This window comes from Streptomyces sp. NPDC051921 (assembly GCF_040680975.1).
Taxonomy (GTDB): domain Bacteria; phylum Actinomycetota; class Actinomycetes; order Streptomycetales; family Streptomycetaceae; genus Streptomyces.
The window spans coordinates 124911-144991 of record NZ_JBFAXU010000002.1; the positions used below are offsets into that span (position 1 = coordinate 124911).

Consider the following 20081-nt stretch of genomic DNA (forward strand, 5'->3'; position numbering starts at 1 on the left):
CCCGGCCCGCGCCGGCCGTCCCGGCGGTCCCCTGGGACCCGCGGGTCCGGCCGCCGCGGTTCGCGGAAACCCGCCCCCAGCCGTCAGGGAGGACTCAGCATGGTGGAACCGGTGGCAGCGGCCCGCGCGGCCGGAGGACCGCCGCCCGAGGGATGGTTCGCGAGGCCCGTCGACGCCTTCGCGAGCCCGCTGTTCGCGGAGCTGGACGGCGTGATCCCCAGGATCGCCGGGCTGGCCCCCGGCGATCGGGAGGTCCTGCACGAGGCGACGCGCGAGGCCCTCCGCCGCACCCTCCAGCTCCGGCTCAACCGGGTGCTCCTGCTGGAACTGCGGGCCGCCTCCCTGGCGGGCGACCTGCCCGGCGCCGACCCCTCCGCGCGCTGGGACGCCTTCCTCCGGCACGCCTGCGACCCCGGCTTCGCCGAGACCCTGCACCGGCGGTACCCGGCGCTGCGCCGACGGGCCTTCGCCTCCGGGCGCCTGCTGATCGAGGGCGCCGTGGAGCTGGGAGCCCGGCTCGCCGCGGACCGGCGGGCCGTGGCCGGCCTGCTCGGCGCCGACCCCGGACCGCTGCGCGCCGTGGAGCTCGCCCGCGGGGACACGCACCACGGCGGTCGGGCGGTGGCCCGGCTGGTCTTCGAGACCGCCGGCGTCATGTACAAACCGCGGCCGGTGCGGGTGGACGCCGCGCTGCGTGCCTTCGTCACCGCCGTCCCCGGCGCCCAGGACCTGGGCGTGCCGCGCGTGGTGGTCCGGGACGGCTACGGCTGGGCCGAGCACCTCGGGCACCGCTACTGCCGTGACGAGGCCGAACTCGCCCGCTTCTACCGCGCCCTGGGCGGCTGGCTGGCGGTGATGCGACTGCTCGGCGGGACCGACCTGCACGCCGAGAACCTGGTGGCCCATGGTCCGGTGCCCGCCGTGGTCGACGCGGAGGCCCTGTTCACCCCGGACGTCGAGGTCCCGCCGAGCGGGCGCGGCGACGCCGTGGACCGGGCGGCCCGGACGATCCGCAACACCGTGCTGCGCACCGGCATCCTCCCCCTCCGCACCGACGGCTACGCCCTGGCCGGCGTGGACCTCTCGGCCGCGGGCGGGCTGCCCGGACAGCAGCCGCGGATCCGCGTCCCGGTCATCGCGGACGGCGGACTGGACACCGCCCGGATGGAGGTCGACGAGGTGGACCTGCCGCCGGCCGGCAACCACCCCAGCCCCGAGCCGGTCCTGATCCGGCACTGGGACCAGGTGCTGGCCGGCTTCGACGACATCACCGGGGCCCTGGCGCGGCTCGACGCGAGCGGTGGACTCGCCACGCTGATGGGCGTGTTCGACGGCTGCCGGATCCGCAGGATCCGGCGGGCCACCCAGACGTACACGGACATCGGCCGGATGCTCTGGCACCCCGCTTCGCTGCACGACCCCGACGCCGCCCTGGCGCGGGCCCGGGACATCCTCCACCGCAACGCCCTCGCCGCCCCGGGAGCGCCCCGCGAACCCGCGGTGATCGACGAGGAGATCGCGGACCTCCTGGTCGGAGACGTGCCGGTGTTCGAGGACACGGTGGACGGGCGGCGGCTGGACGCCTTTCTGACCGGGTGGAGGAGCGCGGACCTCACTCGCGAGCGGGACACCATCCGCAGCGCCCTGGTCGGCGCGTACCTGAACGAACGCCGGCTTCCCGACCGGGTACGGACCCCGGCCGTCGCACCGCACGCCGAGAACCTGGACCGGCGCCGGCGCGCGCTGGCGGCGGAGGTCGTGAGGACGGTCTGCGCGGCAGCCGTGCGCGGCACGGACGCCACCGCGACCTGGATCAGCCCCGTGCTCACGGACTACGGCTGGGCGATCCGCCCGCTCGGCGCGGACCTCTACACCGGGCAGGGCGGCGTCGCCCTCGCCCTCGCGGCGTACCTGCGCGAGGCGCGCGCCGGGCGGGCCGACCCGGTGACCGGTGTGGAGTCCGTGCTGGCCGGGACCCTGGAGGTGCTGGCCGCCACCGAGGAGCTCACGCCGACCCGCCAGCTCGGCGGGTTCACCGGCGTCGCCTCCCAGGTGTGGACCTGGGCCGCGCTGCACCGACTCCTCGGTACGCCCGGACTCCTCGACCGCGCCCGCGCCAGGGCCGCGCTGCTGACCCCGGACGCCGTCGCCGAGGACCGGGCGCTGGACGTGCTCAGCGGCGTGGCCGGCGTGCCGGTGCCGCTCCTCGACCTCGCCGAACTCACGGGTGAGGAGAGGTGGTTGGACGTCGCCGCGGAAGCCGGTCGACACCTGGAGCGGACCGCGGTCGTCAACGACCGCGGCGCGAGGTGGTCCACGGTGATGTTCCCGGAGGGCATCGGCGGATTCGCCCACGGAGCGACCGGCGCCGGGTGGGCCCTCACCAGGCTCTCCCTGTCCGCCGCCGGGAGCGCGGCCGACCGCCGCCGGTGGCGCGAACTGGGCGCTCTGGCACACGACTTCGAGGAGTCGCTGTACGTGCCGGCGGAAGGCGCCTGGGCCGACGCCCGGATCGGCGGAGCCGTCGACCGTCCGACCGCGTGGTGTCACGGCAGCACGGGCATCGGTCTGGCCGCCGTCGACCTCCACGCGCGCACGGGCGATCCGCGCCACCTGGACACCGCGCTCCGCTCGGGGCCGGCCGGCCTGCGCGAGGGCTTCGGCTGGAGCCACACGCTCTGCCACGGCGACCTCGGGCTCGGGGAGCTCCTCCGTCGCCTGCGGGGCCTGCCGGGCCACGAGGGCCCGTCCGCCGCGCAGGCCGACGGCGAGTTGATCACGGGCATCGAGCAGCGCGGTCCGGTCGGCGGCCTCGCCAAGGAGGCGTTCGCACCGGGCCTGCTCCCCGGACTGTCGGGAGTGGTGCACCACCTGCTGGGGATGCACCGGGAGGCCCGGCTGGGCTCACCCCTGCTCCAGGCCCTTCCCGAGGAACCGGAGCGGCCGGACGCCGCGGGCGCTGTGCGGGACTCTCACCGCACCCCCTAGTCGCGCCGGTCGAAGCTGAAGAGCTGGCCCCGGGCGTCCGCCGCGCAGGGCGCCTGGGTCAGCCGCGACCACTCGGCGGCGCGGTCGCCGACGACGGTGACGCAGCTGCCGGGGGTCGCGGAGCCGGCCGGCACGATGCGCCAGCCGGCGGCCGGGGTGCCGTACGGCTCCAGGGTGAAGCGTTCGACACGGGTGGGGTCTCCGCACTCGGAGTCCTCCAGCGCGGCGTGGGGTATCCGGCCGCCGGAGGGTATGCCCGCGCAGCCGACGGGGAAGTCCGGGTGGACCGAGACGATCCGCCAGTGGTCTCCGGCGAGTCGTTTCAGCTCGTAGCGGGGGACGTCGGCGCCGGCGCAGGAGCGCTGGTGGATCTGGCCGCTGCTGCTGCCGCGCCGCTCGTTCAGACACAGGCCGGAGCCGATCACCCGGATGTGGACCGGGCCCTCGGCGGGCGCGGTGAGCACGGGCGGGCGCTGCTCCCGGCGGGGGCGTCGCTCCCCGTCCCGCACGAGGGCGACGACGCTGACCGCGGCGAGGACGAGGCCCGTCACGGCGACCGCTGCGACGAGGGTGCGGCGTATCCCGGAGCGTGGCGGTTCGGGCGCCGGGCCGGCGGGCGGCTCCTGCGGTACGTCCCCGGGCCAGACGGGCACCGCCTCCGCGCCCGCCCCAGCCTCCGCCCCCGATCCCGGGCCAGCCTCCGCCCCCGAGCCCACACCCGCGCCCGCCCCGACCCCCGGGCCCGCCTCCGCGCCCGGCCCAGCCTCGGCGCCTGGTCCCGCGCCCCGCCCAGCCTCGGCGCCCGCATCCGGCGCCGCCTCCTCGGCGGGCTCCGGCTCCCCCTCCCGCCCGTACGCTCCGCGGACGGCGAGCTCCTTGCGCACCGCCTCCCACTCCTCGGTCGGGGCGCCGCATGCGCGGACGAAGGCGCCGAGCAGTTCCTCGCGCGGGACGGTGGTCCGCCCGAGCATGTTGGCGACGGTCGAGCGGGGCAGCACGTCGCCGAGCGCCTCGGCGCGGGCCGTCAGCTCGCGGTAGGTGAGGCCGGACCAGTCCTTGAGGGCCTGCAGCCGCGCGAGGAACTCGGCCGGGTTCCGTGCCTCCCGCGGGTCGGGTGGCGTCTCCCCCAGGGTCATGGCGCGCCGCTCCCCTCCGTCGGGCCGGGCCCGGATGGAGTTGGGACATGTCCGGGACAGGCTCAAGCCTTGTTGATCGCGGCGGAGGACTCAAGCATGGATTCGGCCCCGATCGTCCACGGGGGGACGATCGGGGCCGTGGGGTGCCTGGGACGAGGTCGGGACGAGGTCGGGACGGAGGGCCCGCGGATCAGGGCCGGTCGGACCGTGCTCCGGGTCGGACGGACCCGCCGTCCGGACGACGCGCACGGGCCGGGCACCCGGGTCTGGCACCCGGACCACGCGCACGGCCCGGGTCGGACGGACCGCCGTCCGGACCACGTGCAGAGTCCGGGCGTACGGACCAGGCGCGCGGCCCGGGGGTCCGGATCAGGCGCACGGACCAGGCGCGCGGACCAGGCACCCGGACCAGGCGCGCGCCCCCGGGCGCACGGCTCCGGGGCGCGTGCCGGTCAGAAGACCGACTCGGCCTCGCGCATCCGGTGCGCCGGGACCGTCTTCAGCTGGGTGACGGCCTCCGCCAGCGGGACCATCTGGATGTCCGTGCCGCGCAGCGCCGTCATCCTGCCGAAGTCGCCGCGGTGCAGCGCGTCCACCGCGTGCCAGCCGAAGCGGGTGGCGAGCACCCGGTCGTACGCGGTCGGGGTGCCGCCGCGCTGGACGTGGCCGAGGATGACGGGACGGGCCTCCTTGCCGAGGCGGCGCTCCAGCTCGTACGCGAGGGCGGTGCCGATGCCCTGGAAGCGCTCGTGGCCGAACTGGTCGATCTCGCCCTTGCCGTAGTCCATGGTGCCCTCGGCGGGGTGCGCGCCCTCCGCGACGCAGATGACGGCGAACTTCTTGCCGCGGGCGAAGCGTTCCTCGACCATCTTGACCAGGTCGGCCGGGTCGAAGGGGCGCTCGGGCAGGCAGATGCCGTGGGCGCCGCCGGCCATGCCGGACTCCAGGGCGATCCATCCGGCGTGGCGGCCCATCACCTCGACGACCATGACGCGCTGGTGGGACTCGGCGGTGGTCTTGAGCCGGTCCATGGCCTCGGTGGCGACGCCGACGGCCGTGTCGAAGCCGAAGGTCCGGTCGGTGGAGGAGATGTCGTTGTCGATGGTCTTGGGGACGCCGACGACGGGCACACCGGCCTCGTGCAGCATCCGGGCGGCGGTGAGGGTGCCCTCCCCGCCGATCGGGACGAGCGCGTCGAAGCCGCTCTTCTCGATGAGTTCCTTGGCGTTGTCGCAGGCCGCGCGGAAGCGGTCGCGCTCCAGTCGGGAGGAGCCGAGGATGGTGCCGCCGCGGGCGAGGATGCCGCTGACGGCGTTGAGGTCGAGGGGCCGGTAGCGCCCGTCGAGCAGGCCCGCGTAGCCGTCCTCGAAGCCGATGACCTCGTCCCCGTAGTGGGTGACGGCCCGGTGCACGATCGACCGGATCACCGCGTTCAGGCCGGGACAGTCGCCGCCCGCTGTCAGAACTCCGATGCGCATCGTGCTGTGTCTCCTGCTCGGTAGTGGTACGTGTGAGCCGCGTCGATTCTCACACGGTCGGCCGTGCCGGCGCGCTCGCCGCTCCTCCGCGCGTCCGGCGGGGGAAGACCCTTCCGGGCCTTTGGTCCCTTGGATCGGGGCCCTTCGCCCAGCGGGCGTCGTATAGAGCCGCAGGGGTATTGTCAAGAGGGCATTGCCACCCTATCGATGGTTTTTGAACACACTCGCTTGACGGACAACCCGTAGCGATACGGACAGGAGACGACGGCGTGACGCGCAGCGTGTACGTGACCGGGATCGACCGCGGAGACGGCCGCCAGGTCGTCGAGCTGGGAGTCATGGAGCTCCTGACCCGCCAGGTGGACCGCGTGGGGGTGTTCCGCCCGCTGGTGCACGACGGCCCCGATCGCCTGTTCGACCTGCTGCGCAGCCGCTACCGGCTCACCCAGGACGCCGCCACCGTCTACGGCATGGACTACCACGAGGCCTCCACGCTGCAGGCCGAGCGGGGCACGGACGAGCTGGTCTCCCGGCTCGTCGACCGCTTCCACGCGGTCGCCCGCGACTACGAGGTCGTCCTGGTCCTCGGCACCGACTACGCCGGCACCCAGCTGCCCGACGAGCTGGCGCTCAACGCCCGGCTCGCCAACGAGTTCGGCGCCTCGGTCATACCGGTGGTGGGCGGCAAGGGGCAGCCCTCCGAGTCCGTCCGTGCCGAGGCCCGCAACGCCTTCCGCGCCTACGACGGGCTCGGCTGCGACGTGCTCGCGATGGTCGTCAACCGGGTCGCGGGCGAGGACCGGACCGTGATCGCCGAGCGGCTCGCCGCACGGCTGCCCGTGCCCTGTTACGTGCTGCCCGACGAGCCGGCCCTCGCGGCGCCGACCGTCGCCCAGATCACCCACGCGCTGGGCGCGTCCGTGGTCCTCGGCGACGACTCCGGGCTGGCCCGCGACGCCCTGGACTTCGTCTTCGGCGGCGCCATGCTGCCGAACTTCCTCAACGCGCTGACCCCCGGCTGCCTCGTCGTCACCCCCGGGGACCGGGCCGACCTGGTGATCGGCGCGCTCGCCGCGCACTCGGCCGGCACCCCGCCGATCGCCGGCGTGCTGCTCACCCTCGACGAGCGCCCCAGCGACGAGGTCCTGACCCTGGCCGCCCGCCTCGCGCCCGGCACCCCGGTCATCTCCGTACCGGGCAACAGCTTCCCCACGGCCACCGAACTCTTCGCCCTCGAAGGCAAGTTGAACGCGGCCACACCGCGCAAGGCGGAGACCGCGCTGGGCCTCTTCGAGCGCCACGTCGACACCGCCGACCTGCTGCGCCGGATCTCCGTCGCCCGTGGCAGCCGGGTCACCCCGATGATGTTCGAGAACGAGCTGCTGGAGCAGGCCCGCGCCGACCGCCGCCGGGTGGTGCTGCCCGAGGGCACCGAGGAGCGGGTGCTGCGCGCCGCCGACGTGCTGATCCGCCGCGACGTCTGCGACCTGACCCTGCTCGGCGACATCGAGACGATCCGCAAGAAGGCCGCCGATCTGAGCGTGGAGCTCGGCTCCACCCAGCTGATCGACCCGCAGACCTCGGAGCTGCGCGACTCCTTCGCCGAGAAGTACGCGCGGCTGCGCGCCCACAAGGGCGTCACCGTGGAGCTCGCCTACGACGTGGTGTCGGACGTCAACTACTTCGGCACCCTGATGGTCGAGGAGGGCCTGGCCGACGGCATGGTCTCCGGCTCGGTGCACTCCACTGCCGCGACGATCCGCCCCGCCTTCGAGATCATCAAGACCAAGCCGGACGCCTCGATCGTGTCCTCGGTCTTCTTCATGTGCCTGGCCGACAAGGTGCTCGTGTACGGCGACTGCGCGGTCAACCCGGACCCGAACGCGGAGCAGCTCGCCGACATCGCCGTGCAGTCGGCGGCCACCGCCGCCCGCTTCGGCGTCGACCCGCGGATCGCGATGCTCTCGTACTCCACCGGCACCTCGGGCTCCGGCGCGGACGTCGACAAGGTGCGCGAGGCGACCAAGCTGGTCCGGGAGAGCCGGCCGGAGCTGCGGATCGAGGGCCCGATCCAGTACGACGCGGCCGTCGAGCCGTCCGTCGCGGCGACCAAGCTGCCCGAGTCGGAGGTGGCCGGCCAGGCGAGCGTCCTGATCTTCCCGGACCTCAACACCGGCAACAACACCTACAAGGCCGTGCAGCGCTCGGCCGGCGCGGTCGCCGTCGGCCCGGTCCTGCAGGGCCTGCGCAAGCCGGTGAACGACCTCTCGCGCGGCGCGCTCGTCAGCGACATCGTCAACACCGTCGCCATCACGGCGATCCAGTCCCAGGGTCAGGAGCTCACCGCATGACCGCCCACCCGTCTCCCACCACCGCCCGGGCCGACGGGCCGCGCTCGGCCCCCCTCCCCTCTCGCGTCCTCGTCCTCAACTCCGGCTCCTCGTCGGTGAAGTACCAGCTCCTCGACATGAGCGACGGCAGCCGGCTGGCGCTCGGCTTGGTCGAGCGGATCGGTGAGGAGACCTCGCGGCTCGCGCACACCCCGCTGCAGGGCGGTGGCGGGGAGAAGCGGGAGAAGAACGGGCCGGTCGCCGACCACGCGGCGGCCCTGAAGGCGGTCGCCGAGGAGCTCGCGGCGGACGGCCTCGGCCTGGACTCCCCCGAACTGGCCGCGATCGGGCACCGGGTGGTGCACGGCGGACTGCGGTTCACCGAGCCGACCGTGATCGACGACGAGGTGCTCGCCGAGATCGAGCGGCTGGTGCCGGTGGCCCCGCTGCACAACCCGGCGAACCTCACGGGCATCCGTACGGCGATGGCACTGCGCCCCGACCTGCCGCAGGTGGCGGTCTTCGACACGGCCTTCCACACCACGATGCCGGAGGCGGCGGCGCGGTACGCGATCGACGTGGAGACCGCGGACGCGCACCGGATCCGCCGCTACGGCTTCCACGGCACCTCGCACGCGTACGTCTCCCGGGAGACGGCGAAGCTGCTGGGCAAGGCGCCGCAGGAGGTGAACGTGATCGTGCTGCACCTGGGCAACGGGGCGTCCGCCTCGGCGGTGGCGGGCGGGCGCTGTGTGGACACCTCGATGGGCCTCACGCCTCTGGAGGGCCTGGTGATGGGCACCCGCTCCGGCGACGTCGACCCGGCGGTCACGTTCCACCTCATGCGGAACGCGGACATGTCGGCGGACGAGATCGACGTCCTGCTGAACAAGAAGTCCGGTCTGGTCGGGCTCTGCGGCGACAACGACATGCGGGAGATCCGGCGCCGGATCGACGAGGGCGACCGGCGTGCGGCGCTCGCCTTCGACATCTACATCCACCGCCTGAAGAAGTACATCGGGGCGTACTACGCCGTGCTGGGCCGGGTGGACGCGGTGGCGTTCACGGCAGGGGTGGGCGAGAACGCGGCCCCCGTGCGGGAGGCCGCGATCGCGGGCCTGGAGGAGCTGGGCCTTGCGGTGGACGCCGACCTCAACGCCGTACGGTCCGACGAGGCCCGGATCATCTCGCCGGACTACGCGCGGGTGGCGGTGGCCGTGGTGCCGACCGACGAGGAGCTGGAGATCGCCCGACAGAGCTACGCACTCGTGAGCGAATCGACCCCCGAGGGAGTGAACGCCTGAGCGGCCCCCCGCCCATTTGTACTTTCCACCAGACGGAATATTCCGCCGCGAAACAAACCGATAGGATCCGCCTCATGCGCCGTTCCAAAATCGTCTGCACGCTGGGCCCCGCCGTCGACTCCTATGAGCAGCTGAAGGCTCTCATCGAGGCCGGCATGAACGTGGCCCGATTCAACATGAGCCACGGGACCCAGGCAGAGCACCAGGAGCGGTACGACCGTCTCCGCAGGGCGGTGGCGGACACCGGCCGCGCCGTCGGCGTGCTCGCCGACCTCCAGGGCCCCAAGATCCGTCTGGAGACCTTCGCGGAGGGTCCCGTCGAGCTGGTGCGCGGTGACGAGTTCACCATCACCACCGAGGACGTACCGGGTGACAAGTCCATCTGCGGCACCACGTACAAGGGCCTGCCCGGCGACGTGTCCAAGGGCGACCAGGTCCTGATCAACGACGGCAACGTCGAGCTGCGCGTGGTCGAGGTCGAGGGCCCGCGGGTCAAGACCGTCGTCATCGAGGGCGGTGTCATCTCCGACCACAAGGGCATCAACCTGCCCGGAGCGGCGGTGAACGTCCCGGCCCTGTCCGAGAAGGACGTCGAGGACCTCCGCTTCGCGCTCCGCATGGGCTGCGACATGGTCGCCCTCTCCTTCGTCCGCGACGCCAACGACGTCAAGGACGTCCACAAGGTGATGGACGAGGAGGGCCGACGGGTCCCGGTCATCGCCAAGGTCGAGAAGCCCCAGGCCGTCGAGAACATGGCCGACGTCGTCGCCGCGTTCGACGCCGTCATGGTGGCCCGCGGCGACCTCGCCGTGGAGTACCCGCTGGAGCGCGTCCCGATGGTGCAGAAGCGCCTCGTCGAGATGTGCCGCCGCAACGCCAAGCCGGTCATCGTCGCCACCCAGATGATGGAGTCGATGATCACCAACTCCCGCCCGACCCGCGCCGAGGCGAGCGACGTCGCCAACGCGATCCTGGACGGGGCGGACGCGGTCATGCTCTCCGCCGAGTCCTCGGTCGGCGCCTACCCGATCGAGACCGTGAAGACGATGTCGAAGATCGTCACCGCGGCCGAGGAGGAGCTGCTCTCCAAGGGGCTGCAGCCGCTGGTCCCGGGCAAGAAGCCGCGCACCCAGGGCGGTTCCGTCGCCCGCGCGGCCTGCGAGATCGCCGACTTCCTGGACGGCAAGGCGCTCATCGCCTTCACCCAGTCCGGCGACACCGCCCGCCGCCTCTCGCGCTACCGCACGCAGCAGCCGATCCTGGCCTTCACGACGGACGAGTCGACGCGCAACCAGCTCACCCTGAGCTGGGGTGTCGAGTCCTTCCTGGTCCCGTTCGTGAACAACACGGACGCCATGGTCGACCTGGTCGACGCCGAGCTCCTGAAGCTGCAGCGCTACAACGCCGGCGACACCATGGTCATCACCGCTGGCTCGCCCCCCGGCGTCCCCGGCACCACCAACATGGTCCGGGTGCACCACCTGGGCGGCGGCGAGCACGCCTGACCCGCCCCGGCCGCATGACGGAGCCCCCGTCCCTCCGAGGAGGGACGGGGGCTCCGTCGTGCGCGGCTCCCGGGGTGGTACGCGGGACTCAGCTCGGCTCGATGGTGTTCTGCAGGCCCGGGATGGTGAGCGTGCCGCCGAACTGGCCGGCCTGCTTCACCGTGCAGCTGGTGAAGATGGCCCACGGAACGTCGAGCGGGGGCGGGGTCTGGGGGCTGAAGGTGACCGGGATGAGACCGAAGAGGTTGCCCTTCAGCTCCTCCGTGTACATGGTCACGGTGCCGTGACGCATGGTGGACATCGAGCCCGGCCTGGAGCGGACGTGGCCGGTCATGCCGTCGGAGTGGACGGTCAGCTGGTGCAGGTTCGTGATGTCCACCTCGTCCGCGGTGAACTTGAGAACCTTCTTGATCTTGCCGCTGCCCGTCTTCACCTCGACGATGCCGTGGTACTTGAGACCGCGCAGTTCCAGCTTCGAGGTCTGGAGGATCCACGGGTCGTCCGGCAGCAGCGGCATGCCCTCCTCCAGATCGGCGGCGGCGAGCGCCTTCGGATCCGGTTCGGGGCACGGGAAGCGCGGCTTCGCGCCCTCGGGGATGTCCTCGTCCTTCTTGGCGTCGAGGCCCTTGGCGGAGTCGGGCAGCTCCTCGGTGGTCGCACCGGCCGTCCTGGCGGCGGCCTTGATGGCGTCCTTGGTCTTGTCGACCGTGCCGCCGGTACCCGCCTCCGGCGCCTTCGTCTCCTTCGGCGCGTCCGGGGTGCCGGCCGAAGCCGTCGGCTTGGGCGCCGCCGTCGTGGAGCTCGGCTGGGGCGCGGGCGCCGTGGTCTTGTCCGGTCCGTCGAAGAGGTCCTTGAGCGCGTCGCCGAGACCCAGCGGGTCGAGCGGGTTCACCGACTTGGTGGGCGTCGGGGTCACCTGGGGTGCGGCCGTCGTCGTCCGGGGCGCGGGCGTCTGCGTCGCGGCCTGCTTCTGGGCGGTCGCGCCGGAGGTCTCCGTCGGCTTCGGCTCGGTGGTCGCGGAGGTCTCCGGGGCCGGCTTCTCGCTCGCGCTCGCCGTCGGCTCGGGGCTCTGCGTCGTGGTCGGTTCGGTCGTCGCCTCGGCCGTCGGCTCGTCGGAGCGTGTCACGCACGGGCCGGGGGCGAAGGGGATGTCCGTGCTGTCGTCGGCGAGGGCGAGCCGGGGTGCCAGGCCCATGCCCATGATGACCGCGGTGGGCATGGCCGCGAGGGCCATCGCCTTGCCCGCGGGCACCTGGAGCTTGTTCAGGAGCGACTTGCGGGGGGCCGCGTGGCGCGGTCCTCTCGTCGTTCCGGCCGACTGTGTTTCGTCACCCCGCACTGTTCCTCCCGCCGTTGGCATCGATCGTCGTCCCGGACACCGGCGCCTCGTGTCCCTGCTGGGGGATCACGGGCTGCGTGGTGCCGTCGTGCATGTGCTCGTCCGGCGCGGTCCCGGCGTCCGCCGGTTCGGCGTCCTGCCCGGCCGGCTCCCCGGCGGCGTCCGTGTTCTCCGGGGCGCCCGCGACGGCCTCGTCGGTCTTCGGCTCGGCCGGCGCCCAGGCCGCGGACATGCCGCCGCCCACGAGCGCGAAGAGGAATCCGATCACCAGGCCGCCGAAGTTCGACACCGGGATGGAGACCAGGGCGAGCACGATCGCCGCGACGCCGGCGAAGACCCGGACGAGGGGCTGGAACCACATCGTCAGACCCAGCGTGATGAGCAGCAGGCCGATGATCAGCGCACCGGCTCCGGCCGTCGTCTGCATGGCGAGCGTCATGTTGCCGAGCCGCATGTCCCCGTACGGGAGATAGGCGATCGGTACGCCGCCGATCATGGTGAAAAGGCCCGCCCAGAAGGGCCGGGTCTGCCGCCAGACCTTGAACCGGTTCTCCTTGGGGACTCCGCGGGAAGCAGTGGACTCGGCGCTCATGGAAACAGCTCCCTGGAAGCGGTGTTGCTGAGATGGTGAAGAAGAAGGGGCGCTACCGAAGCGGGTGGGGGCCGTACGGGACGGCCCCGCACCCGTGTGCGTCAGTCCCGGTAGGACGTCGGCATCAGTAGCACTCGACCCCGGCGCCCTTGCCGCGCTTCAGCGAGAGGTCGAGGTTCGGCAGCTTGAAGGTCGCGGCGGTGGTGGCCCACGCCCGCTGCTTCACGTTGCTGAGCTTCGCGTCCTCGGCACGCTGACCGAAGCCGAACGGGTTGGCCTTGGTGTTCGGCTGGATGCCCGGCTTGCCGGGGGCCTTGGCCAGGTTGCCGGCCGCGACGCCGATGTCGATGTTGCCGAACTCGGCGTCGGCCTTCAGCTCGGCGACATCGAGGTAGATGCCCTTCGCGTAGACCGGCTTGTTGTCCTCGGTGCCGGCGCGCAGCACCAGCGTCACGTCGCCGACGAACGGGACGTTCGGCGTCACGACGGACTGGCACATGTTGGTGATCCAGGCCTCGGAGAAGCCGGACACCGCGACGGGCTCCGCGAAGTCCTTGCCTTCGAGGTCCTTGCCCGCGTCGACGCTGCCGTACTGGACGAAGTCCTTACCGACGAGGCTGTCGGCACGAACCTTGAAATCCTGGCCGGAAATGCTGAAGGACGCGGCGAGCGCGCCCTGGGCCAGGCCGACACCGATCGCGGCCGTCGCGGCCACGCTCGGCACCATGACGACGGCGAACCGCTTCCATCTGGTCCCGCCACGAACCTGGGACTTCATGAGAATCCTCCTTCTCGGACGTACATCTCCGGATGGGCCCAGGGCCCGTCCTGGGATGGGAGAAGTGCTACGTCCTCGGGAAGGAGAGCGCCGAGGGCTCAGGCGGCACGACGTGCGTCCGAATCACCGGCGATCACCCCCGAGCGACAACCACTGGCCGCGCGGTGCGCGCGACCGGATTGGACAGGCCCTGCCGGTGAGAGCAGGAACCCCCCTGTCCACGACCGACGGCACTGCCGCCGGCCCGCTCGGTGGGGACCCTTCGCCGCGCAGTCGGCGGGTTCGCCGGGCTGGTGCGGTGTCGGACCGAGCGTCGCCGATCGTGGTCGATTCCGGGCCCCCGCACAAGGGGGTTCGTTACTCGCTAGTAACGGCCTGATAACCACGGAACGACGGACCGCCGCCGGACCGCAACACAGGGTGCAATCGCGTGACGCGACAAAGGGCGATGAGGTCGGAGAAATCCGGACAGAAATCCAGGTTCGATTTACTGCAAGTAACAGCGGCCGCGATTACCAAGTTTTGGTAAAGCGCGGCCGCCGAATGTCACTGTGTCGCCAAATCGTCCCGTTGCGGGACCGCCCCGGAGGGCCGGGTACGCCTCAGAACAGGGCGCTCGCCAGGGCCTGGCGGGCCGCCGTCACCCGCGGGTCCTCGGGACCGATGACCTCGAACAGCTCGAGGAGTCGCACCCGCACCGCTTCCCGGTCCTCGCCGAACGTGCGGCGCACCGTGTCGACCAGCCGGCCGAAGGCGTCCTGGACGTGACCGCCCGCCAGATCGAGGTCGGCGGCGGCGATCTGCGCGGCGACGTCCTTCGGGTTGTCGGCCGCGTTCTTGCGCACCGCGCCCGGGTCCATCGCCCGCACGCGCGCCAGCAGTTCGGCCTGGGCGAGGCCCAGCTTGGCCTCCGGGTGCTCCGGGTCGTCCGCGAGCACGTTCTTGTACGCCTGGACGGCACCGGCCAGATCGCCCGCGTCCAGCGCGGAGACCGCCGCGTCGAGCAGGGCGTCGTACGGACCGGCCTTCTCGGGGGCCGGGGCGTCCGGGTCGGCGTCGGCGTCGACCTGGAGTCCGGTGAGGCCGAAGCGCTCCTCGGCGACCTGCACCAGCTGGTCGAGGGTCTGACGGATCTGCGCCTCGGGGGCCGCACCCTGGAAGAGCGGCAGCGCCTGACCGGCGACCACCGCGAAAACGGCCGGAATTCCCTGGATGCCGAACTGCTGCATCAGCATCTGGTTGGCGTCGACGTCGACCTTGGCGAGCAGGAAGCGGCCGTGGTACTCGACGGCGAGCCGCTCCAGAAGCGGGCCGAGCTGCTTGCACGGCTCGCACCACTCGGCCCAGAAGTCGATGACGACCGGGACCTCGGCGGACCGCTGGAGCACCTCGCGCTCGAAGCCGGCCTCGTCGACGTCGATCACCAGGGAGGAAGGGGCGACGGCGGCCGTCCCGCCCTGCCGTGCGGCTTCGGCACGGGCCTGCTCCGCCTTCACCTTGGCCTCACCGGCCGCCTTCACCGCGGCGAGGTCGACGACGCCGCTCATGGACATGTTTCGGGGCTGCATGCCTATATCCTCCCCCCTCCGCAGGTGTGACCGGTAAGCCATGGCCGAACAGTGCCGTCCGGGGCCGGGCGGCACTGTCGTCGCTGTTCGTGTGCGCCGGGTCCCCACCCGGCGCGGTGGTTGTCGCGAGGAGCCCGATCGAGCCTTTCGCTACGCGTCGTAGCGTAATGGCGAGCCCTCCCCCGCGGGGAGAGTCGGGCCGTGAACTGCCTCACATCACCGGCCCCTGGCGCAATACTTACCGGCGGGTATGGTCGTCACCCATGTGTAAGCGCACCAGCTCCCGGGCCCGAACCGGACGCCCCCGCTCCGCCGAGGCCGACACGGCCATCCTGGAGGCGACCCGGGCGGCCCTGGTCGAGCTGGGCTGGTCCAAGCTCACCATGGGGGACGTCGCGACCCGGGCCGGGGTCGCGAAGACGACCCTCTACCGGCGCTGGAACAACAAGAACGAACTCGTCGTGGACGCCGTCGCCGTCCTCTTCGACGAACTCGAACTGCCCGACCTGGGTTCCCTCCAGGCCGACATCGAGAACGTCGTCCTGCAGTTCGCCGCGCTCCTCGAACGCCCCGAGACCAAGACCGCCCTCATGGCCGTGGTCGCCGAGTCCACCCGGGACGAGCCGCTCCGCCGGCGCATCCGCGCCTCGATCGTGGACCGCCAGAAGCGCCTGGTCCTCGACGGGCGGCAGCGTGCCCAGGAACGCGGCGAACTCCCCGACGAGCGCGACCCGGCGACGACCGAGGCCGTCGACGACCTGATCTTCGACGTGGTCGCGGGCGCCGTGGTGCACCGGGCCCTGGTGAGCGCGGAGCCGGTGGACGGGGTCTGGGTGCAGCGGCTCACGGCGATGCTGCTGGGCGGGCTCGCGGCCGCCGCGGAACTGTAGACGCCGAGCGCCCCCGGACCACCGCGCACGGGGGTACGGGGGCGCTGCGACGCGTGCGGCTAGAAGCCCGCCGGCTCCGTGTAGACGCCCCACTCGTCGCGCAGCACGTTGCAGATCTCGCCGAGCGTGGCCTCCGCCCGGACGGCGTCCAGCATCGGGCCGATCATGTTGGAGCCGTCCCGGGCCGCGGCCAGCATCGCGTCCAGGCCGGCCTTGACCTTCGCCTCGTCCCGGCGGCCCTTGCGCTCGCCGAGGACGCGGACCTGCTCCCACTCGACCTCGTGGCTGACCCGCAGGATCTCCAGGTCGCCGGTGACCGAGCCGTGGTGCACGTTGACGCCGACGACCCGCTTCTCGCCCTTCTCCAGGGACTGCTGGTAGCGGAAGGCGGACTCGGCGATCTCGCCGGTGAACCAGCCGTCCTCGATGCCGCGCAGGATGCCGGAGGTGACCGGACCGATCGGGTGCTTGCCGTCCGGGTGGGCGCGCAGTCCGCGCTCCTTGATCTGGTCGAAGATCTTCTCGGCGTCGGCCTCGATGCGGTCGGTGAGCTGCTCGACGTACCAGGAGCCGCCCAGCGGGTCGGCCACGTTGGCGACGCCCGTCTCCTCCATGAGCACCTGCTGGGTGCGCAGCGCGATCTCGGCGGCCTGCTCGCTGGGGAGCGCGAGGGTCTCGTCGAGGGCGTTGGTGTGGAGGGAGTTGGTGCCGCCGAGGACGGCGGACAGGGCCTCGACCGCGGTGCGCACGACGTTGTTGTACGGCTGCTGGGCGGTGAGCGAGACACCGGCGGTCTGGGTGTGGAAGCGGAGCCACTGCGCCTTGTCGGTCTTGGCGCCGTAGACCTCCTTCATCCAGCGGGCCCAGATCCGGCGGGCGGCTCGGAACTTGGCGATCTCCTCGAAGAAGTCGAGGTGCGCGTCGAAGAAGAAGGAGAGGCCGGGGGCGAAGACGTCGACGTCGAGGCCGCGGGAGAGGCCGAGTTCGACGTAGCCGAAGCCGTCGGCCAGGGTGTACGCGAGCTCCTGCGCGGCCGTCGCGCCGGCCTCGCGGATGTGGTAGCCGGAGACCGAGAGCGGCTTGTACGCGGGGATTCCGGCCGCGCAGTGCTCCATGAGGTCGCCGATCAGGCGCAGGTGCGGCTCGGGCTGGAAGAGCCACTCCTTCTGAGCGATGTACTCCTTGAAGATGTCCGTCTGCAGCGTCCCGTTGAGGACGGCCGGGTCGACGCCCTGGCGCTCGGCGGCGACCAGGTACATGCAGAAGACGGGGACGGCGGGGCCGGAGATCGTCATCGACGTGGTGACGTCGCCGAGCGGGATGTCCTTGAAGAGGACCTCCATGTCGGCGGCGGAGTCGATGGCGACACCGCAGTGGCCGACCTCACCGAGGGACCGCGGGTCGTCGGAGTCGCGGCCCATGAGGGTGGGCATGTCGAAGGCGACCGAGAGCCCGCCGCCGCCGGCGGCCAGGATCATCTTGTACCGCTCGTTGGTCTGCTCGGCGTTGCCGAAGCCGGCGAACTGGCGGATGGTCCAGGTGCGGCCCCGGTAGCCGGTGGGGTGCAGACCGCGGGTGAAGGGGTACTCACCGGGCCAGCCGATGCGCTCGAACCCCTCGTACGTGTCCCCGGGCCGGGGCCCGTAGACGGGCTCGACCTGGTCCCCGGAGAGCGTGGTGAAGTCGGCGTCGCGCTTGCGGGCCTTGTCGTAACGGGCCTGCCAGCGACGGCGGCCTTCCTCGATGGCGTCAGCGTCCATGCCTTCAAATTTACTAGGACGTCCTAGTAAATGTCGATGGCAAACCCCCGCACATCAGTGCGGGGGTGAGGGTCAGGCCTTGACCGGCTCCGGCTGCGCGCCGCTGACCAGCGGAAGCGTGTCGCGGACGACCTTGCGCTCGACGAAGAAGGCGGCGAAGGGGATCGTGCCGGACAGCAGCACCCACAGCAGCCGGCCGAACGGCCACTTGGCCTTGGAGCCCAGGTCGAAGGCGAAGATCAGGTAGATGATGTAGAGGACGCCGTGGGCCTGGGAGACCGCGAAGGTCACGTCCTCGCCCATGTCGAACCCGTACTTGAAGATCATGCACGTGCAGAGCACGAGCAGCATGACCGCGGTCACGTACGCCATGACGCGGTAGCGGGTCAGCACGCTGGATTTCATGCCGTCGAGCGTAACGGCACGTTCCGGGCGATCTTCCGCGGGGGTCCGCCCGTCCGCGGACCCCGTCAGGACTCGTCGAAGTCGTTCGCCGCCACCCGCAGCGGGCGCAGCATCGCGAAGATCTCCGCGCACTCCTCGGCGTCGTACACGCCCAGGCCGAAGTCCATCTCCATCAGGTCGCGGGTCGCGGCCTCGACGACCTCGCGGCCCTTCTCGGTGATGGAGGCGAGCGTTCCGCGCCCGTCGTTGGGGTTCGGACGCTTGTCCACGAGCCCGGACCGCACCAGCCGGTCGACGGTGTTGGTGACCGAGGTCGGGTGGACCATCAGCCGCTCGCCGATCTTGGACATCGGCAGCTCGCCGGCCTTGGAGAAGGTGAGCAGCACCAGCGCCTCGTAGCGGGCGAAGGTCAGCCCGTACGGCTTGACCACGGCGTCGACCTCGGCCAGCAGGATCTGGTGGGCGCGCATGATCGAGGTGATCGCGGCCATCGAGGGGACCGGACCCCAGCGCTTCTGCCAGAGTTCGTCGGCGCGGGCGATGGGGTCGAAGGGGAGACTGAGCGGCTTCGGCACGCATCGACCTTACCCACTGGTCATATGACGGTCAGCCGCGTCTCGCCTTTCGGTCGCCCGGACTTCGAGCACCAGCACCACCAGACACAGCGTCGCCAGGACGCCGGTGCCCGCGACCACCACGTGCACCGGCGCGAACTCGGCGGCCAGGCCCGCGCCCGCCATCCCGACGCCCTGGACGGTCATCATGCCCGCGGTGGTCAGGGTCATGACCCGGCCGCGCAGCTCCTCGGGCACGGCGTCGACGAACCAGGCGTCGAGCCCCAGGGAGTACGCGCCGGCGGCGCCGGACAGGAAGAGCGCGAGCGCGGCGACGGCGAGCCCGGGGCGCGGCGCGTACAGCAGGAACGGCGCGAATCCGACGAGCAGCAGCGGGAGCACGATCCGCGAGCGGACGGCGGCGCTCAGCACCGACCCGGCGAACAGCTCGCCCAGCACGGTGCCGATCGGCATCGCGCACATCAGGAGCCCGAGCGCGGCCGTGGAGGCGCCGGCCTCGGCCGCGTACGGGGCGGCGAGCGCCTCGGGGACGACGACGAACAGCGGCGGCACCCAGAACAGCAGCATCAGCGCCCGGATCCGCCGGTCCCGCAGCACGCCCCAGGTACCGCGGATCCCCTCCCTCTTCTCGGCGGCGCGGGCGGGGCGGCGGGCGGTGCCGAAGCGGAGCAGCAGCGCGGAGGCCACAAAGGTGCAGGCGGTCACCGCGATGGCGCCGCGCGGGGTGAGCGCGGTGAGCAGCAGGCCGCCCACGCCGAAGCCGGCGAGCAGGGCGCTCTGGGAGACGATCCGCAACAGCGAGCGCCCGAGGACGTACAGCTCGCCCTCGCCGAGGATGTCGGCGAGGGTCGCCATCCGGGTGCCCTGGAACACCGGTGCGACGGCGGCGACGGCGCAGCGCAGCAGGAGCAGACCGGCCACCGGCGTGGCCGGCAGCACCATGAGCGCCGCGCATCCGGCGCAGACCAGGTCGCAGACCACGAGCACACGTCGCGGCGGGTACCGGTCGGCGGCCCCGGCGAGCAGGGTCCCGCCCACCAGGTAGGGCAGGAAGCCCAGCGCGAAGGTGAGCGCGGACAGCAGCGGGGACCGCGTGAGGTCGTAGACGAGCACGGTGAGCGCGATTTCGCTGACCACCAGCCCGAGCAGGGAGAAGAGGTGAGCGGCGAAGACGAAGCGGAACTCGCGCACGGAGAACACGGCGCGGTAGCCACGCCCGGACGCGGGCGCGGCGTCGGGGGCGGGCGCCGCCTCCCCGGGGGTGGCTCCGGGGGTGGGTGGGGTGCTCGCGGTGGCCGGGGTCGGGGCAGGGGTGGGCACGGGCGCGCCTTCGGGCGCCCGGGTGTCGTTCGTGGGCATGCGAGCAGCGTGCGGGCCGCGCGGCCACCGTCCTAGACTTTCGGCTCCAGCCGAAACTTGGCCACGCCCGGGGG

At 72.3% G+C, this 20081-nt stretch carries 15 protein-coding genes; 5 read left to right on the plus strand and 10 right to left on the minus strand.

Annotated features, from left to right (window positions below; all coding sequences use genetic code 11):
* The first annotated feature begins 99 nt into the window (after nt 1-99).
* Nucleotides 100-2988: a type 2 lanthipeptide synthetase LanM family protein gene (locus tag AB0M16_RS03225; RefSeq protein ID WP_365338158.1), complete on the plus strand. Its 2889-nt coding sequence runs from the start codon at nt 100-102 to the stop codon at nt 2986-2988.
* Here AB0M16_RS03225 and AB0M16_RS03230 read toward each other — a convergent pair.
* A complete protein-coding gene (locus AB0M16_RS03230) occupies nt 2985-4124 on the minus strand; it encodes an XRE family transcriptional regulator (RefSeq protein ID WP_365338160.1) in 1140 nt (379 codons plus the stop codon). The genes AB0M16_RS03225 and AB0M16_RS03230 overlap by 4 nt on opposite strands.
* A 452-nt stretch (nt 4125-4576) precedes the next feature.
* A complete protein-coding gene (locus AB0M16_RS03235) occupies nt 4577-5602 on the minus strand; it encodes an ATP-dependent 6-phosphofructokinase (RefSeq protein ID WP_365338162.1) in 1026 nt (341 codons plus the stop codon).
* Nucleotides 5603-5871: 269 nt separating this feature from the next.
* Between AB0M16_RS03235 and pta the strand changes: the two genes are divergently transcribed.
* From pta to pyk, 3 genes are all read left to right on the plus strand, one after another.
* Nucleotides 5872-7953, plus strand: coding sequence for a phosphate acetyltransferase (gene pta / locus AB0M16_RS03240; RefSeq protein ID WP_365338164.1), 2082 nt, complete (start codon nt 5872-5874; stop codon nt 7951-7953).
* The gene (locus AB0M16_RS03245; RefSeq protein WP_365338166.1) at nt 7950-9236 is read left to right on the plus strand and encodes an acetate kinase; all 1287 of its coding nucleotides are present in this window, start codon (nt 7950-7952) and stop codon (nt 9234-9236) included. The genes pta and AB0M16_RS03245 overlap by 4 nt, the downstream gene beginning before the upstream one ends.
* A 74-nt stretch (nt 9237-9310) precedes the next feature.
* The gene (gene pyk, locus AB0M16_RS03250) at nt 9311-10741 is read left to right on the plus strand and encodes a pyruvate kinase (RefSeq protein WP_365338168.1); all 1431 of its coding nucleotides are present in this window, start codon (nt 9311-9313) and stop codon (nt 10739-10741) included.
* Nucleotides 10742-10829: 88 nt separating this feature from the next.
* Here pyk and AB0M16_RS03255 read toward each other — a convergent pair whose 3' ends face one another.
* The 4 genes from AB0M16_RS03255 to AB0M16_RS03270 all read right to left on the minus strand — a co-directional run bounded on the left by AB0M16_RS03255 (nt 10830) and on the right by AB0M16_RS03270 (nt 15018).
* Nucleotides 10830-12080, minus strand: coding sequence for a hypothetical protein (locus tag AB0M16_RS03255; RefSeq protein WP_365338170.1), 1251 nt, complete (start codon nt 12078-12080; stop codon nt 10830-10832).
* Nucleotides 12070-12672, minus strand: coding sequence for a DUF6114 domain-containing protein (locus AB0M16_RS03260; protein ID WP_365338172.1), 603 nt, complete (start codon nt 12670-12672; stop codon nt 12070-12072). The genes AB0M16_RS03255 and AB0M16_RS03260 overlap by 11 nt, the downstream gene beginning before the upstream one ends.
* Before the next feature lie 124 nt (nt 12673-12796).
* Complete coding sequence (locus AB0M16_RS03265) at nt 12797-13450, minus strand: DUF6230 family protein (RefSeq protein WP_365338175.1); 654 nt, start codon at nt 13448-13450, stop codon at nt 12797-12799.
* A 602-nt stretch (nt 13451-14052) separates the two neighbouring features.
* Nucleotides 14053-15018, minus strand: a complete 966-nt coding sequence (locus tag AB0M16_RS03270) for a tetratricopeptide repeat protein (RefSeq protein ID WP_365338177.1) — start codon at nt 15016-15018, stop codon at nt 14053-14055.
* 263 nt (nt 15019-15281) lie between these two features.
* On the opposite strand from AB0M16_RS03270, the gene AB0M16_RS03275 reads away from it, so the two are divergent.
* Entirely contained in the window at nt 15282-15908 is a 627-nt protein-coding gene (locus AB0M16_RS03275; RefSeq protein WP_365338179.1) for a TetR/AcrR family transcriptional regulator, read from the plus strand.
* A gap of 59 nt (nt 15909-15967) precedes the next feature.
* On the opposite strand, the gene AB0M16_RS03280 is transcribed toward AB0M16_RS03275, so the two are convergent.
* From AB0M16_RS03280 to AB0M16_RS03295, 4 genes are all read right to left on the minus strand, one after another.
* Nucleotides 15968-17668 carry a methylmalonyl-CoA mutase family protein gene (locus AB0M16_RS03280; RefSeq protein ID WP_365338181.1) on the minus strand — a complete coding sequence of 567 codons (1701 nt, stop codon included), beginning with the start codon at nt 17666-17668 and terminating at the stop codon, nt 15968-15970.
* A 72-nt stretch (nt 17669-17740) separates the two neighbouring features.
* The gene (locus tag AB0M16_RS03285; RefSeq protein WP_365338183.1) at nt 17741-18073 is read right to left on the minus strand and encodes a DUF3817 domain-containing protein; all 333 of its coding nucleotides are present in this window, start codon (nt 18071-18073) and stop codon (nt 17741-17743) included.
* A gap of 65 nt (nt 18074-18138) precedes the next feature.
* Nucleotides 18139-18648: a MarR family transcriptional regulator gene (locus tag AB0M16_RS03290; protein ID WP_365338185.1), complete on the minus strand. Its 510-nt coding sequence runs from the start codon at nt 18646-18648 to the stop codon at nt 18139-18141.
* A gap of 9 nt (nt 18649-18657) precedes the next feature.
* Nucleotides 18658-20007, minus strand: coding sequence for an MFS transporter (locus AB0M16_RS03295; protein WP_365338187.1), 1350 nt, complete (start codon nt 20005-20007; stop codon nt 18658-18660).
* Nucleotides 20008-20081: the final 74 nt, after the last annotated feature.

Bases quoted from the DNA above. Each gene is read 5' to 3' on its own strand.
- AB0M16_RS03225 (WP_365338158.1), top strand. From the start codon at position 100: ATGGTGGAACCGGTGGCAGCGGCCCGCGCGGCCGGAGGACCGCCGCCC.
- AB0M16_RS03230 (WP_365338160.1), bottom strand. From the start codon at position 4,124: ATGACCCTGGGGGAGACGCCACCCGACCCGCGGGAGGCACGGAACCCG.
- AB0M16_RS03235 (WP_365338162.1), bottom strand. From the start codon at position 5,602: ATGCGCATCGGAGTTCTGACAGCGGGCGGCGACTGTCCCGGCCTGAAC.
- AB0M16_RS03245 (WP_365338166.1), top strand. From the start codon at position 7,950: ATGACCGCCCACCCGTCTCCCACCACCGCCCGGGCCGACGGGCCGCGC.
- pyk (WP_365338168.1), top strand. From the start codon at position 9,311: ATGCGCCGTTCCAAAATCGTCTGCACGCTGGGCCCCGCCGTCGACTCC.
- AB0M16_RS03260 (WP_365338172.1), bottom strand. From the start codon at position 12,672: ATGAGCGCCGAGTCCACTGCTTCCCGCGGAGTCCCCAAGGAGAACCGG.
- AB0M16_RS03265 (WP_365338175.1), bottom strand. From the start codon at position 13,450: ATGAAGTCCCAGGTTCGTGGCGGGACCAGATGGAAGCGGTTCGCCGTC.
- AB0M16_RS03270 (WP_365338177.1), bottom strand. From the start codon at position 15,018: ATGCAGCCCCGAAACATGTCCATGAGCGGCGTCGTCGACCTCGCCGCG.
- AB0M16_RS03275 (WP_365338179.1), top strand. From the start codon at position 15,282: ATGTGTAAGCGCACCAGCTCCCGGGCCCGAACCGGACGCCCCCGCTCC.
- AB0M16_RS03280 (WP_365338181.1), bottom strand. From the start codon at position 17,668: ATGGACGCTGACGCCATCGAGGAAGGCCGCCGTCGCTGGCAGGCCCGT.
- AB0M16_RS03285 (WP_365338183.1), bottom strand. From the start codon at position 18,073: ATGAAATCCAGCGTGCTGACCCGCTACCGCGTCATGGCGTACGTGACC.
- AB0M16_RS03295 (WP_365338187.1), bottom strand. From the start codon at position 20,007: ATGCCCACGAACGACACCCGGGCGCCCGAAGGCGCGCCCGTGCCCACC.